Raw genomic sequence first — 14,057 nt, forward strand, 5'->3', positions numbered from 1 at the left:
CGATTTGGTTTTGCTTCTGTTTTTGGTTTTTTGTTTTGAATACCATCGCAGAATCACAGACCTGATCTCCTTATTCTCGTTAGCAATGATACGGAGGCACTTTATATGTTTTCAGAAGAACGGCGACAGGAAATTTACACCATCATCAGGGAACAAAAGAAAGTTAAAGTGGCTCAACTTGCGGAAAAATTCAGTGTCACATTGGAAACTATTCGCAGTGATTTGAAATACCTTGAAGGAGAAGGGTTGATCAAACGTTGTCATGGTGGCGCCATACTAGGGAAACAAGAAATTAAAAAAATAAGTAAATTTAGTGATAGTTTTGATATTTCATGTTTATTGCACGATTTATTAATCGTAAGAGAACGAAAAGATAGAAAGCCTGAAGGCAAAGTCTGTGTGCTTGGGTCGTTTGTAGTAGATATTATTGCTAATGTCGAATCTTTTCCAAAAGTCGGTGAATTAATTAATTCAAAAAGCAATTCGATAGGCCCAGGTGGTAAAGGAACAAATCAGGCGATGGCAGCCAGCTTTTCTGATGCCAAAGTCCATTTAATAACGAAAGTCGGTGAAGATCATTTTAGTAAATATGCTTATAAATATTTACAAGAAAGCGGCATTGATTCTTTCACTATTTTTCAAACAGAAATAGAGCCGACAGGCAGTTCAATTAGCTATTTAGCAGATAAAACACAAAACAATATTACAGCAACTTATTTAGGGGCGAATAATACATTCTCAGATCAAGAGATTGATATTTCATTGCCATATGTCAGTGAAGCCGATGTGTTATTGCTTCAAGGCGAAATTAATATAGATGCCAATATTAAAGCCGCCTTATTTGCTAAGTCGGTTAATAAGATCATCATATTGAATGTTGCGCCTTATAACGAAAACTTAAAACAACTTTATTCACATCTTGATTTTATTACCTTAAATGCGAATCAAGCATCACATTGGGCTGATATTGAAATAAATGATATTAATGACGCTAAACAGGCTATTGGTGTTATCTCAGGTGATGAAAACAAGAAAGTCATTATTTATATGGATGAGCTTGGTGTGGTTTATTTTGATGGTCGAGCCACATTCCATATTCCACCTATGCCATCGTTACGTGTGGATACGATGGCAGCAACAGATGCGTTTAATGGCGCATTTGCATCAAAGATAGCAGCAGGAGGCACAATGCATGAGGGTGTATTATTTGCCAGTGCTTTCCTCTCTGCATTTATAGAACAAAAAGGCGTAACAGCAATGCCGGTTCTTTCCCAAGTTCAGGCTCGCCTTAAATCAAGGCTTGAAGATATTCGGCCACAAATAATCTGCAATGAGAAAAGGTGCATATAATGAAAAAAACACTTCTGGCATTTACCCTATGCAGTTCCATTTTTACACTTCCGGCTTTCGCTCAATATCCTGAAAAACCGATTACTATTGTTGTTCCTTGGGCTGCAGGCGGTAATACCGATACGGTTGCACGTTTAGCAGCAAAAGGGCTACAAGAAGAGTTGGGCGTTACTGTTAATGTGGTTAATAAAACAGGTGGCAGTGGTGTTGTAGGTCATGATGCCATTAAAAATGCAAAACCTGATGGCTACACATTAGGAATTGCAACGGTTGAAATTACCATGATGCATCATCAAGGGATGACTAATTTAACGTATCAAGATTACACACCGATTACGCGTCTTGCTGTTATTTATGGTGGATTACAAGTTGGGAAATCTTCGCCATTTAAAAATGCACAGGAAATTATTGATTACGCGAAAGCCAATCCGGGTAAATTAAAAGCTTCCGGTAGTGGTTTAAATTCAATCTGGCATTTGAATACTATTGGTATGTTGCGTGCAGCTGGATTACCCGATAATGCTATTCGCTTTATTCCTTCTCAAGGTGCGAGTGCGGCATTACAAGAATTAGCATCAGGGGGTGTTGATATAGTGACATCTTCATTAGGTGAAGCCGACAGTATGGTAAAAGCGGGATTAGTAAAACATATGGCCATTATGTCCGATGAGAAATCCGCTTTTTATCCTGATGTCCCATTATTTAAAGAAGCCACACCTTATAATTGGGATTTACAAGCATGGAATATGTTAGTTGCACCTAAAGGGTTAGATAAAGAAGTACAAGACAAACTTACTGCTGCAATGAAAAAAGTGTATGCCTCTGGTGAATTAGCCGAGTTTGCAAATAAACAAGGATTTGAAGTTATTGAACTATATGGCGATGATGCCACTCAATTTATGGCCAATGAAGATAAAAAGTTTGGCGAAATTATAAAGAAATAACTGAGGAAACGGCTGAACAACAGCCGTTTTTATGCCTATGCTAAATCGTCATATTCTATCGCTCATATTTTGTTGCTTTGGTTTATTTCTTATTGTTTATAGTGCGTATTCATTAGGTGATTTTAGTGAATATGGTGCCGCATTTATGCCTTCTATTATTGGCGGTGGCATGATTATATTTTCATTAATAGATATATTTTCACGCAATCAAGAAAGTGATATTCCATTAGTGACGTGGCATGAAATAAAGTTTGTGTTATTAGTTATTGGCATTATTCTTTTTTATGTGCTTGCATCTGATTATTTAGGATTTATTTTAACTGGGTTAATTATTACAGCACCACTAATGATGAAATATGCAACAACAAAACCTATATATAGTTTTATTATTTCAGCCAGTGTGGTGTTAGGAGTGTATTACTTATTTACCGCTGTACTGTTAGTACCGCTACCTCAGCTATTTTCATAAATAGAGAACAACAGTATGGATATATTAATTAGCGCACTTGCTTATATTGATTACACAACAATATTTGTCGTTATTGGTGCTTGTTTATTTGGTTTATTTGTTGGTGCAATTCCTGGGTTAACATCAACAATGGCTATCGCATTAATGGTGCCATTTACTTTTTTTCTTGACCCCATTCCTGCATTAGCTTTAATGATTTCTGTCGGAGCGTCTTCTATATTTGCGGGGGATATTCCGGGAGCCTTATTAAATATTCCGGGTACGCCTGCATCGGCAGCTTATACCAATGATGCTCATATCTTAGTTAAAGAGGGTAAAACAAACCGTGTATTAGGTATGTCGTTAACAAGCTCTGTGATTGGTGGTGTTATTGGCACGATTATATTAGCCTCAACAGCACCCATTTTAGCTGAGTTTGCTTTAAAATTTAGCTCTTACGAATATATGTGGTTGTCTTTAATCGGTTTAAGTTGTGCAACTATTGTTTCAGGTTCACATATTCGAAAAAGCTTATTAGCACTGTTTTTTGGTATTGCATTAGCCACCATTGGTTATGATGAGTTTACAGGTCAAGCCCGCTTTACTTTCGGTGAAGTTTCTTTAATGCAAGGAGTCAGCTTTATTCCGGCAATGATAGGGTTATTTGCTATTTCTGGTGCTATCAAATATTACGTTGAACGTTGGAAAGAAAAACAAATTACATTAACAGAAATGCATGTGGAAAATAACTCTTACAATATCTTTAAAGGTGTGGGAAGTGTTGTTCGTCAACGTAAGGGCGGTATTTTCCGTAGCGGAATAATAGGAACATTAATTGGTGCTTTACCCGGTGCTGGGGCCGATATTGCAGCATGGATCTCTTATGCCGTTTCAAAAAAACTCTCTAAAAAACCAGAGAAATATGGTCATGGCTCTGAGGAAGGTATTGTTGATGCTTCAGCGAGTAATAATGCAAGCTTAGCCGGAAGTTGGATCCCATCTCTAGTCTTCGGTATTCCCGGTGATTCTGCGGCTGCAATTATTATCGGTGTACTGTATATGAAAGATATGCAACCAGGGCCAACACTATTCTTATTTAATCCCGATAAATTGTATGCTGTTTTTATTATCTTTTTTATTGCTAATATTGTTTTACTACCGATTGCTTTTATTGTTGTCAATTTATTGAAGAAGATTGTTGCTATTGATAATGCGATTATTTACCCAGCAATCATTCTATTTAGTATCGTTGGTTCATATGCAATCACAAATACGATGTCTTCTATTATTGTTATGTTAGTAATGGGTGTTATCGGTTATTTCCTTCAAGAACGTAAATTCCCCATATCACCTATTATTTTGGGCATGATCTTAGGACCAATGTTAGAAAAAAATTTACTCTCATCATTAATGAAAGCTGATGGTGACTTAATTAACTTTGTTAATAGACCTATTTCGATGGTATTAGCCAGTGTGTTTTTATTTATTGTTATTATGCAAATTAGAGGTGCATTTAAAGCTAAATAAATAACCTATTTAATATTAACTATTTAATAATAAGCATTTATTTATAGAGAGATACTTTTTAAGTATCAGGGAAAACTCATCTTAAATAAAATTAATTTAAGATGTCAGAAATCAGTAGATAACTAAAAATATCGGGTGATCGCATGAAGAAAATATTAAATAAACCAGAAAATTATGTCGATGAAACATTAGCAGGTTTATGCCTTGCTCATAGTGATATTTATCGTCAACCACAGCCAAGATTGATTACTCGTTCAAAAAAAACAGATAAGCCGAAAGTGGGTATTGTAACAGGCGGAGGTTCTGGTCATTTGCCAGTATTCACTGGATATGTCGGTAAAGGCTTATTAGATGCAGCTGCTGTGGGAGATGTTTTTGCTTCACCTTCCGCCGATTTAATGGCAGATGCTATTCGTGAAGCCAATAGTGGCTTAGGTGTATTGCTACTTTATGGCAATTATGGTGGCGATATTATGAATTTTGATATGGCAACTGAAACGGTTGATTTTGAAGATGACATTCGTTGTACAACTGTTTTAGCTACTGACGATGTCGCTTCTGCAAAGCCAGAAGAAGCGCACAAACGCCGTGGTGTTGCTGGGATGATTTATGGTTTTAAAATGGCGGGCGCCAAAGCTGAAGAAGGGGCAACACTTGATGAAGTCACGCGTATTGCTCAAAAAGCCATGGAAAACACCCGAACTATTGGTTGTGCGTTGACATCTTGCACCTTACCCGCAGTAGGGCATCCTACTTTTGAAATTGGTGAAGATGAAATGGAAATGGGTATGGGTATTCATGGCGAACCGGGAATTTGGCGTGATAAATTACGCAGTGCAGATGATATTGCACAAGAGATGTTTGAGCGCTTACAAACAGAATTATCATTAAAAACTGGTGATAAAGTCTCTGTATTAGTTAACTCTTTAGGCGCTACACCATTAGAAGAACTTTATATTTTGTACAACAAAATTGCACAGCTGATTGATCAAGCGGGTGCAACAATTGTGCATCCATTAGTTGGCCGTTATGCCACTTCTATGGAAATGACGGGAGCAAGCTTAACGTTGTGCAAATTAGATGATGAGCTAGAAATTTTGATGAATGCACCAGCTCATTGTGCATTTTGGAGGGTATAGCGATGACTATTACGCTTGAAATGCTCAAACAAGCGGTGAACCGAATCGCTATCGCTTGCGAAAAATTTCAACCAATGTTGTGTGAAGCCGATAGTCGCCTAGGTGATGGAGATTTGGGGATCACCATGCAAAAAGGCTGGCGACAAATTGCAGACGATTCACAAGATTGGCCTGATGATCTAAGCAAAGCACTTTTTCAATGCAGTAAATCATTACAAAAAGCTTGTGCATCTTCTTTTGGCACATTGCAAGCAACCGCTTTTATGGCAATGGCAAAATACTGCAAAGAAAACCAAATTAAAGAAATATCGTCTTCCGACATTTCACCACTATTAACCGTTGCATATCAAAGTATGATGGCGAGAGGAAAAGGGGAATTAGGACAAAAATCCGTACTCGATATTCTTTACCATTTATCTGAAGCACTGAAACCATTAGCTATCGATGATCTAAAAGTAGCGGCCTTACAAAGCGTCGAAAGTACACTTACTGAATTTCGTCAAAAACCTAATTTATTAGGTCGAGCGCGTATGTTTCCAGAAAAATCTATTGGTTTAGATGATCCTGGCATGTTGGCAATTAAAGTTATTGTTGAAGCAATCTGATTTAATAAAGGTCTTAATATGAAAAAATTATTTGGCGTTACAGTGGCAATGGTTACTCCGTTTGATTCAAATGATCAAGTCGATATTAAAGCATTATCTGCATTAACTGACATGCTAGTCACCAAAGGCGTTGATTGCCTTTATCCTTGTGGTACAACAGGAGAAATGTTGCGTTTATCTGCATTAGAACGTAAAAATGTTGCGAAAACCGTTGTTGAAACAGTGAATAAGCGTTTACCGGTCTTTATTCATGTTGGCGCAATGACATTAATCGAAACCATTGAATTAGCGAAACATGCCGTTGAAATTGGTGCCGATGGTATTGGTGTGGTGACGCCACAATTTTTTGGTGCGACAGATAGAGAATTAGAAAACTATTTTGTGACAGTGGCAAATAGCGTACCAGATGATTTTCCTGTTTATTTGTATAATATTCCACAATGTGCCGCAAATAATATCAAGCCAGAATTAGCGGCAAAAGTACAACAACAGTGTAAAAATGTAATTGGTATTAAATACAGTTTTGCTGATAACAATACAACATTAAGTTATCTTGCGATTGCAGACGGTTTTTCAGTCCTTCATGGCTACGATAAATTATTCTTAGGTTTATTAGATGCAGGCTGTGACGGTACGGTTTCAGGTTGTGCATGTGTATTCCCTGAGCCATTTGTGAATATGTATAAAGCCTATATTGCAGGTGATCATCAAAAATCAAAACACTGGCAACAATTTTGTGTGAAATTTAGTGATGCACTTAAGTCTGGCGCGAATATGGCAATATTTAAATCAGCATTAACTATGCGTGGTTTAGATGGCGGTCATATGCGTTTGCCACAGCTCGATTTATTGCCTGAAGAAAATCAAAAATTAAAAGAGAATTTAACGCAATTGTGTAAAGACGCGGGGATCACTTTTTCACTTAATTAAAAAAGACTAAGCAAAAAACACCTTCGTTATCTTAATTGAATGGCAATATATTTATGATTTTAAGCAGTATGAAAAACAATCCATACTGCTTTTTTTAATTGTTAATAATATCTTTTTATTGTGCTAAAAAACGACCATATTGCGCAATATCGACATTACCACCACTAATAATAATGCCTATTTTCTTACCTTTTAATTTATCACCAAATTGACGAGCTGCCGCCAAACTTAAACAACCCGTTGGCTCTACAATCATTTTCATTCGCTGGGCATAGAACTGCATAGCCGAAATTAATTCTTCATCTGTCACGGTTAAAATATCGTTCACATTGTTACGAATGATCTCAAAAGTATAATAGCCTAGCAAGGGTTTCAATATTTTGTAGTGTAAGATGTGAGGCCATTGTGTTTTCCTATTTTACTTAAAGTAGATAAAATGTACATCTGGCTGTACATAATCTCTATCATTAGATTAATGGTTTATTTTTCACAAAAAAGCAAGAGTATGTTTAGAATAAGGAGAAGATTGAGTTAATTTATTTTTAGGAGTAACCAATTTTCGTTCAGCTATTTCTTTAACTGCTTCTTTTATTTTAGAAAAATCAACTTTATTTTCTGATAAGAAATTATAAATATATTCAGCTATTAAACAATAAGTTTCATATTTTAAATATGAATTCTCAGAGAGCCCCAAGTCATCTATTGCTTTTACGACTTCAGGGATATTTTGTAAATGTTGGATCATCGTACTTTGCGCAACATTCTCATCTAAATTTAGATTAAATTTTTTAGAGATTAAAAAAAATAAAATTTGTTTAGTCTCTTTGTTTATAATAACTTTGTCTTTTTTATATAAATTATCAATAGTCCGATTAATTATAGAAGAAGGAAGAATTTTTTTTTCATCTTTCCACCAGCCTGATATATCTTTATCTATTTTTTCATAAGCTTTATTTAATAGTTTTATTGATTTTTCTTTGTTTTCTTTACTAACTCTGTAAGAAGATATTTCTGTAGGTGTATAAGTTTTTAGTATTTTTGATAGTAATGCGCGACTAATTTCTGTAATATTTACACTAACTTTCTTTCCATTACAACCACTAGGAATGTCTATTAAAGGGGTGTTTTTAATATCTTTAATATTATTTAAAAGTTTCACATAACCTTTTAAATTATCGTTATTAAAAACATTTTCTGTATTTTGTCTTTTAATTGAAAAGATATTTGAAATACTTTTCATAAAAACTCCTTTTTTTATTAAAAGAAATTTTGACAGAAAAAATAATAAAATATTTCATAAATAAAACAAATTTTATTAATAAAAAAGAAGTGAAGATATAACATCTCTTTTTGAATCTATTTTAGAAACTGTAAGACGTTGCAAAATATCTTGAACAGAAGCACTCACTAAAAAATATTCCTGTTGTAAACGCCCACCAAAATCGACTTCAAATTGCAGATCATAACGAGGGAATTCCCAAGGATTACCTTTTTCAAGCCAGTTATCCGCAACTTCATGTTGTTCGCCATCTTTAACGACGTTTACGTCGAGGGATCGCGCCACAAAAAAAAAACACTGGGGTGTATACGCTCTAGTGTTGCGACTTTTCGTCCATTCTTTCTATCAATAACACTAACTGCAGCTGCATCTGGTAAAAAAGCACGAACCTCTAAGCCAACTGATGTTTCATGCATACCAAGAAGTGCAAAAGGATCAGGCTCATATCCATTAATTAGTTTTTCTACTGATTTTTTGGTTACAGCTACAGACATCTTATCGTCCTTCGTTGTCAGTAAATAAATTAATAAAATTTATATTTAGATATCAGCATAGAACGTTAATTTAAGTTAAACAATAAGTGTCTATAACCGATTATTTAAAATTAAAATAATTTATATAGGTTAATTTTCTTATTTATTGACAATATTTAATTGAATTAAAACAATTTTAATGTATTTGGTATAGAGGGGGGATGAATTATAAAAATAGCACAATTAGCTTTTTCAGATATTCATAAAAAAAGAAGTTATCATTAGGTATTTTTAATAAATTGGCTGGTGGATAGTTCTAAAAAGTGTCATTAATAGGATTTAAATCGCCATTTTTATGAAAAAAAATCAATTATTTCATTAATAATTATTAACTTTTCTGTTGGGTGAGCCATTGTTCAAAATCAAGATGTGTTTTGTTTTTTTGTACTCCTAATGGTGTTAAAGCGTAGTAACTTATCGGTGCAATTTGGATATCAGGAAATAATACTTTTAAAGTACCGTTATTTATTTCATTCGATAAAATAGAAACAGGACCAATACCTAGACCTAATCCTTCAATAATGGCTTGAAGAGAAATATGAAAGTGATCAAAGCGATAGTGACGTAAGAATGAGCGTTGTGTATTAAGATGGGTTGCCATTAACCATTGCTGCCAATGACCAGGACGAGTAAGTGTATCGATAACAGGACAGTCAAAAACATCTTCAAATTTAGTGACACTGTAACGTCTTAAGAGTTTTTCAGAAGCAATTAAACAATGCTTATCCTCTAAAAAAACAACAGATGAATACTCTTGTTGCTGAGGTTGAGGGCGAATAATCAGATCATCATGACTAATTAAATGAAATCGTTCACTATTTGCAGAGGCAATTTGGATATTTGCATTAGGGTATTGAAGATAAAAATCCTCCATTCGCGGAATAAGCCATTTTAAACAAAGTGTTGTAGGAACACTGATATTTAAAATATCGTTTTTTCCACCATTACCATAACGAAAACCAATATCATTTAATTTATCAAAAACGTCACTTAACTCTTGCGCCAGTGTCAATGCATAAGGAGTGGGGACTCGACGTAAACCTTGTTTATTGAATAAAGTGACACCAAACCATTTTTCTATAACTTGGATATGGCGACTGATCGCTCCATGAGTGACACATAATGTTTGTGCGGCTTCAGTATAACTTTGGCTATGACAAGCGACTAAGAAAGCACGCAATGAAGGTAGTGGAGGAAGATTTCTCATCATAATTTCTCATTATGGTTTATTTATCATAAATAAAGCGACTATCTGATTAAAATTCACAATACCGTGACATTTTATCACAGGTAAAAATAAAGAAGATAGGTATGATACAGCGTCTTTAACTTATTGAACTTTAAGGATGATAATGAGTTTTATCGCAGTTATTTTATTGGCAATCTTGTCTGGTTTAATCAGTGGCGTTGTGGGAACGGGATCTTCTATTTTATTAATACCTGCTTTGACTTATGTATTTGGTGCCAAGGAAGCCGTACCTATCATGGCATTAGCTTCAGTAATGGGAAATTTGTCTCGCATATACTTATGGCGTCATAGTATCCGTTTTAAGCCACTTTTTTATTATTTATTACCTGGTATTCCTGCGGTTATTTTAGGTGCCAATACATTATGGGTTATGCCTGAAAAATGGCTCAATGTCGGGATGGGGCTGTTCTTCATTTTGATGATCCCCGTGCTCCACTTACTACGCAAATATCAAATCCAAATGAAAACCTACCAAGTTATTATGGCTGGTGCTGTTATCGGCTATTTAACGGGAGTGGTGTTTTCCACAGGACCATTAACTATTCCCATATTCTCGGCATATGGTCTAACATTAGGGCCATTACTTGCGACTGAAGCTGCTGCCTCATTTGTTATCTATCTCACCAAAGCCCTGACATTTAGCCAACTTGGTGCAGTTAATAGCTTTATCTTAATTAGCGGGGTATTAGTAGGTTGTGGCTTAACAGTAGGAAATTATCTTGGCAAGAAACTGGTATTAAAACTAACACCAAGGCTTTTTCAATGGTTATTGGATGCCATGTTGATCTTTGCAGGTAGTTCACTGTTTATTAATGGAATTATCAATTAGTTAAATTTTTATATTGTTAAGTAAGATGTGTAGTATTTTATAAGTAAATTTGTGCATTAAAAAAGAAGGCTCAATAGAGTAATTGAACCTTCTTATGAAATTATTTGTTAATAAAGCTTAAATAGTTAAAGAGTGGTTTAAAACCAAATTTACGATAGAGTGCCAAACCATCTGCTGATGCATCTAAAAAGCAGCGTTCTACACCTTGTTCACGACAAAACTCTAACACATGCTTAATCAAATGAGTTGCATAACCATTGCCTTGATAAGCAATATCGGTTCCAATATCGTCAAATCGCGCTAATTTATCATGTAATGTTAGCGTTAATGACGATACAGGTTGACCGTCAACTAATAAAGCATAATGGAAAATAGTGGCACCATTATCTAATGCTTTCTGGTGATAGCGAATATATTCATTAACAATCGTATCATCACTATCATCTCCCACTGGAAACGCTGTTTTTAATGGGCGCGCCCACTGCTCAAGATTGTGATTGGTTAAAATAATATCGCAAGGATTATTACTATAAGACGGGAATATTGCTTCCGATAATGTTAAATACATTGCTGTTGTCATACCATCACCAGTATAACCTGCATTTTTTATTATTCCTTCAAATTCAGGTAATAATGCCTCTGGTAATACCAAAATATGGTCTTTTTTCTGTGAAGTAAAAAGGATGCTGGCTTGCTGAAATGAGCTTTCTGTTGCGCCTTGGCGTAGATAAATAAAGTTAAAAATGGCAGCATCCATAGGTGTCATAAAGCAATGAGTATGATCACCAATACGAATATTGTTTTCACAAATTTCTGACCAAAAAGCTTTTTCTACTATTTTAAATTCTTTATACAGTTGTGCATCCATAATGGTTCTCTAGCTGAGTCGTGATACGCGATATGGCGTTAATAAAGGTTCCGCTTTTTGTAAATGCGTGTTGTGCAACGCATTTGTAAAATAAAGGTGACAATGTCACGATAGCGTGCATAGTAACAATATATCCCCTCAGATAAGGAGACATTTCTCCAATAATTAGCATTTGATCTTTAGGCATAGACCTTTCACTAACTGTTTTATTGTTAGTTTACCTGTTTACATAAAATTATCATAAAAAATCGTTTATACATGGCATACAATACGTTCAGGGTGATGTTTATCACTATTATCAATGTAATAGGTGAGATTGTTTGGGTTTTAAAAGTAGTACATAGGTTCAAGATCACAAAAAGAATAATAAACTATAACAAAAAACAAACAATAGAATATTACATCCAAAGATAACCAAAAATACAGATTATAATTCCACATATTAGTTTTTAGGTAATTATTAAATCTGTATAAAATTTAATTTCAGCATCATACTATAACGCATGTTTAAACTGGTTTTTAACTCTAAAAAATAAAATAAAAAAAGACTTATAAACTGCTTTTTATATTTGAAGGTAGATTAATTAACTTATCTTTATTGATTATGAAGATTATTGTTTTACAAAAATATTATTATGGATATGATGGCTCACATATTCAGCATGTTATTTTTTTGAAAAAGGCGTCGTATGTTAGAAAGTATCGGTATTTCAAATATTTGGACATACCTTTTAGGCGTTATTTTTATTACCTTAGTACCAGGTCCAAACTCGATTTTCGTTCTTACTTCCAGTGCGAAGCATGGCGTAAAAGGGGGGTATAAAGCCGCTCTTGGTGTTTTTACGGGTGATGCATTATTAATCTTTTTGGCATTTTTGGGGGTTGCTTCATTAGTCAAGACTTCACCCGTTTTCTTTATTATTATTAAGTATGCAGGTGCTCTTTACTTAACCTATTTAGGATTAAAAACGTTATATACAACGTTTCAAAAGAAAAATGAGACACCAGAGCAAGTTACTGAAGTTACAGTAAAAGCAAAAGATGGTCTTTATGTTAAGGCGTTATTTTTGAGCATGCTTAACCCAAAAATGATCATTTTTTATGTTTCTTTCTTTATTCAGTTTATCGATCCTAAGTATGAAAATGCAGGTATACCATTCTTTGTATTAGGTGTTATTTTAGAAATATGCAGTATGCTTTATTTATCAGTCCTTATTTTTGGCGGTGTTGCAATTACCAATAAAGTAAAACATAACAAACGGTTAGCTTCATTATCAAATAGTTGTATCGGTGCTGTGTTCTTGCTTTTTGGTGCAAAACTGGCATTAACTGCATAATTTTATTAAACAAAAAAGCCACTTTAAAAAGTGGTTTTTTTTAGCTAAAAATAAATGTTCATTTCAATAAATTATTTAATACAACTTCTAATATTGAGTTGTATGTTTCTGTTTTAATCACTTTATTTGCTGGAGCAGGAGAATAACGAGAAGCTTCCGATTCATAAAATATACTTTCAGATGCTAACATTCTTAATATTCTATTTAGAACATAAGGAATTGAATTCGTTTTTTTGCAAGTTCATTTATATCTTTAGGCCCTTCTTTTAATAAATCACCCATTAATAACTGAAAATAAAAAAGCAAGAAATGGAGTGCATAATACCTTATTTCTCAAGTTATACTGTCATCTAGTATATTTTAATATGAGATAGCTATGTATTTTCAATATGGCGAGAAAGAGATAAATACTTTAAAAAATCGTGATAAGCGTTTAGCCGCGCTTATTGAAAGAATAGGGGATATTAAACGGCCTCTTACTCCTGATTTATTTACAGCATTAGTTAAAAACATTATTGAACAACAAATTTCAGTTTCTGCTGCCGAAACCGTTAATTTACGATTACTCAAATTATGTGAGGGGATTTACACACCAGAACGTATTGCAAAATTATCAGAACAAGAGATACAGCAGTGTGGAATGACTATGCGCAAAGCCGGTTATATTATCGGTATTGCGGACGCAGTTATTTCAGAAAAACTAAATCTAAATAAAATTCCTGATATGACAGATAAAGAAGTTATCGATACTTTAATTCAATTAAAAGGTATTGGGGTTTGGACTGCAGAAATGCTATTAATCTCTTCGCTTAATCGGCCAGATATTTTAAGTTGGGGAGATTTAGCTATTCAACGTGGAATTATGCGTCTTTATCGTCATAAAACATTAGATAAAATACGCTTTGCTCGTTATCGAAAACGCTATTCACCCTATGGTTCTACGGCATCGCTTTATCTATGGGCACTATCTAAAGAACCAGAGTAATTGAGCAATAAACGGAGTTCTTTATTCATTATAT

Annotated in this window: 14 protein-coding genes and 2 pseudogenes; 10 read left to right on the forward strand and 6 right to left on the reverse strand. The window is 34.3% G+C overall.

The annotated features are described in order from the left end of the window. Window positions 1-105 precede the first annotated feature (105 nt). The 7 genes from GWI59_RS00880 to GWI59_RS00910 all read left to right on the forward strand — a co-directional run bounded on the left by GWI59_RS00880 (window position 106) and on the right by GWI59_RS00910 (window position 6,943). Window positions 106-1,350, forward strand: a complete 1,245-nt coding sequence (locus GWI59_RS00880) for a PfkB family carbohydrate kinase (RefSeq protein ID WP_109848479.1) — start codon at window positions 106-108, stop codon at window positions 1,348-1,350. After that, window positions 1,350-2,294 carry a tripartite tricarboxylate transporter substrate binding protein gene (locus GWI59_RS00885; protein WP_109848478.1) on the forward strand — a complete coding sequence of 315 codons (945 nt, stop codon included), beginning with the start codon at window positions 1,350-1,352 and terminating at the stop codon, window positions 2,292-2,294. Before GWI59_RS00880 ends, GWI59_RS00885 begins: the two co-directional genes overlap by 1 nt. Before the next feature lie 31 nt (window positions 2,295-2,325). After that, a complete protein-coding gene (locus tag GWI59_RS00890; protein WP_006536779.1) occupies window positions 2,326-2,763 on the forward strand; it encodes a tripartite tricarboxylate transporter TctB family protein in 438 nt (145 codons plus the stop codon). Window positions 2,764-2,778: 15 nt separating this feature from the next. Further along, the gene (locus tag GWI59_RS00895) at window positions 2,779-4,269 is read left to right on the forward strand and encodes a tripartite tricarboxylate transporter permease (protein ID WP_161669241.1); all 1,491 of its coding nucleotides are present in this window, start codon (window positions 2,779-2,781) and stop codon (window positions 4,267-4,269) included. Between the two features lie 143 nt (window positions 4,270-4,412). Further along, on the forward strand, window positions 4,413-5,408 hold the full coding sequence (locus GWI59_RS00900) for a dihydroxyacetone kinase subunit DhaK (RefSeq protein WP_109848476.1): 996 nt from the start codon (window positions 4,413-4,415) through the stop codon (window positions 5,406-5,408). Window positions 5,409-5,410: 2 nt separating this feature from the next. Then, complete coding sequence (locus tag GWI59_RS00905; protein ID WP_006536785.1) at window positions 5,411-6,013, forward strand: dihydroxyacetone kinase subunit L; 603 nt, start codon at window positions 5,411-5,413, stop codon at window positions 6,011-6,013. 18 nt (window positions 6,014-6,031) lie between these two features. Next, window positions 6,032-6,943, forward strand: a complete 912-nt coding sequence (locus GWI59_RS00910; RefSeq protein WP_109848475.1) for a dihydrodipicolinate synthase family protein — start codon at window positions 6,032-6,034, stop codon at window positions 6,941-6,943. A 115-nt stretch (window positions 6,944-7,058) separates the two neighbouring features. Here GWI59_RS00910 and GWI59_RS00915 read toward each other — a convergent pair. The 5 genes and pseudogenes from GWI59_RS00915 to GWI59_RS00935 all read right to left on the reverse strand — a co-directional run. Next, window positions 7,059-7,307: pseudogene (locus tag GWI59_RS00915) on the reverse strand (pyridoxal-phosphate dependent enzyme); the annotation flags it as partial. 123 nt (window positions 7,308-7,430) lie between these two features. Beyond that, window positions 7,431-8,183: a hypothetical protein gene (locus GWI59_RS00920; RefSeq protein WP_161671532.1), complete on the reverse strand. Its 753-nt coding sequence runs from the start codon at window positions 8,181-8,183 to the stop codon at window positions 7,431-7,433. A gap of 135 nt (window positions 8,184-8,318) precedes the next feature. After that, window positions 8,319-8,480 (reverse strand): annotated as a pseudogene (locus GWI59_RS00925) (glycogen/starch/alpha-glucan phosphorylase); the annotation flags it as partial. A 5-nt stretch (window positions 8,481-8,485) separates the two neighbouring features. Continuing rightward, window positions 8,486-8,716, reverse strand: a complete 231-nt coding sequence (locus GWI59_RS00930) for a GlgB N-terminal domain-containing protein (RefSeq protein ID WP_202608807.1) — start codon at window positions 8,714-8,716, stop codon at window positions 8,486-8,488. A gap of 367 nt (window positions 8,717-9,083) precedes the next feature. Beyond that, window positions 9,084-9,965: a LysR substrate-binding domain-containing protein gene (locus tag GWI59_RS00935; protein WP_082147359.1), complete on the reverse strand. Its 882-nt coding sequence runs from the start codon at window positions 9,963-9,965 to the stop codon at window positions 9,084-9,086. Window positions 9,966-10,107: 142 nt separating this feature from the next. Between GWI59_RS00935 and GWI59_RS00940 the strand changes: the two genes are divergently transcribed. Beyond that, window positions 10,108-10,833, forward strand: a complete 726-nt coding sequence (locus tag GWI59_RS00940) for a sulfite exporter TauE/SafE family protein (protein WP_311746278.1) — start codon at window positions 10,108-10,110, stop codon at window positions 10,831-10,833. 100 nt (window positions 10,834-10,933) lie between these two features. On the opposite strand, the gene GWI59_RS00945 is transcribed toward GWI59_RS00940, so the two are convergent. Next, a complete protein-coding gene (locus tag GWI59_RS00945) occupies window positions 10,934-11,701 on the reverse strand; it encodes a GNAT family N-acetyltransferase (RefSeq protein WP_161723794.1) in 768 nt (255 codons plus the stop codon). A gap of 689 nt (window positions 11,702-12,390) precedes the next feature. Here GWI59_RS00945 and leuE point away from each other — a divergent pair. After that, window positions 12,391-13,038 carry a leucine efflux protein LeuE gene (gene leuE / locus GWI59_RS00950; protein WP_072063941.1) on the forward strand — a complete coding sequence of 216 codons (648 nt, stop codon included), beginning with the start codon at window positions 12,391-12,393 and terminating at the stop codon, window positions 13,036-13,038. A gap of 376 nt (window positions 13,039-13,414) precedes the next feature. Continuing rightward, window positions 13,415-14,023: a DNA-3-methyladenine glycosylase family protein gene (locus tag GWI59_RS00955; RefSeq protein WP_161671535.1), complete on the forward strand. Its 609-nt coding sequence runs from the start codon at window positions 13,415-13,417 to the stop codon at window positions 14,021-14,023. Window positions 14,024-14,057 lie beyond the last annotated feature (34 nt).

This window comes from Proteus sp. G2673, from assembly GCF_009915125.1.
Taxonomy (GTDB): domain Bacteria; phylum Pseudomonadota; class Gammaproteobacteria; order Enterobacterales; family Enterobacteriaceae; genus Proteus; species Proteus penneri.

Coding starts and splice junctions, on each gene's coding strand:
- leuE (WP_072063941.1), top strand. CDS start 12,391: ATGTTAGAAAGTATCGGTATTTCAAATATTTGGACATACCTTTTAGGC.
- GWI59_RS00885 (WP_109848478.1), top strand. CDS start 1,350: ATGAAAAAAACACTTCTGGCATTTACCCTATGCAGTTCCATTTTTACA.
- GWI59_RS00905 (WP_006536785.1), top strand. CDS start 5,411: ATGACTATTACGCTTGAAATGCTCAAACAAGCGGTGAACCGAATCGCT.
- GWI59_RS00955 (WP_161671535.1), top strand. CDS start 13,415: ATGTATTTTCAATATGGCGAGAAAGAGATAAATACTTTAAAAAATCGT.
- GWI59_RS00945 (WP_161723794.1), bottom strand. CDS start 11,701: ATGGATGCACAACTGTATAAAGAATTTAAAATAGTAGAAAAAGCTTTT.
- GWI59_RS00900 (WP_109848476.1), top strand. CDS start 4,413: ATGAAGAAAATATTAAATAAACCAGAAAATTATGTCGATGAAACATTA.
- GWI59_RS00920 (WP_161671532.1), bottom strand. CDS start 8,183: ATGAAAAGTATTTCAAATATCTTTTCAATTAAAAGACAAAATACAGAA.
- GWI59_RS00910 (WP_109848475.1), top strand. CDS start 6,032: ATGAAAAAATTATTTGGCGTTACAGTGGCAATGGTTACTCCGTTTGAT.
- GWI59_RS00935 (WP_082147359.1), bottom strand. CDS start 9,965: ATGATGAGAAATCTTCCTCCACTACCTTCATTGCGTGCTTTCTTAGTC.
- GWI59_RS00940 (WP_311746278.1), top strand. CDS start 10,108: ATGAGTTTTATCGCAGTTATTTTATTGGCAATCTTGTCTGGTTTAATC.
- GWI59_RS00930 (WP_202608807.1), bottom strand. CDS start 8,716: ATGTCTGTAGCTGTAACCAAAAAATCAGTAGAAAAACTAATTAATGGA.
- GWI59_RS00890 (WP_006536779.1), top strand. CDS start 2,326: ATGCCTATGCTAAATCGTCATATTCTATCGCTCATATTTTGTTGCTTT.
- GWI59_RS00880 (WP_109848479.1), top strand. CDS start 106: ATGTTTTCAGAAGAACGGCGACAGGAAATTTACACCATCATCAGGGAA.
- GWI59_RS00895 (WP_161669241.1), top strand. CDS start 2,779: ATGGATATATTAATTAGCGCACTTGCTTATATTGATTACACAACAATA.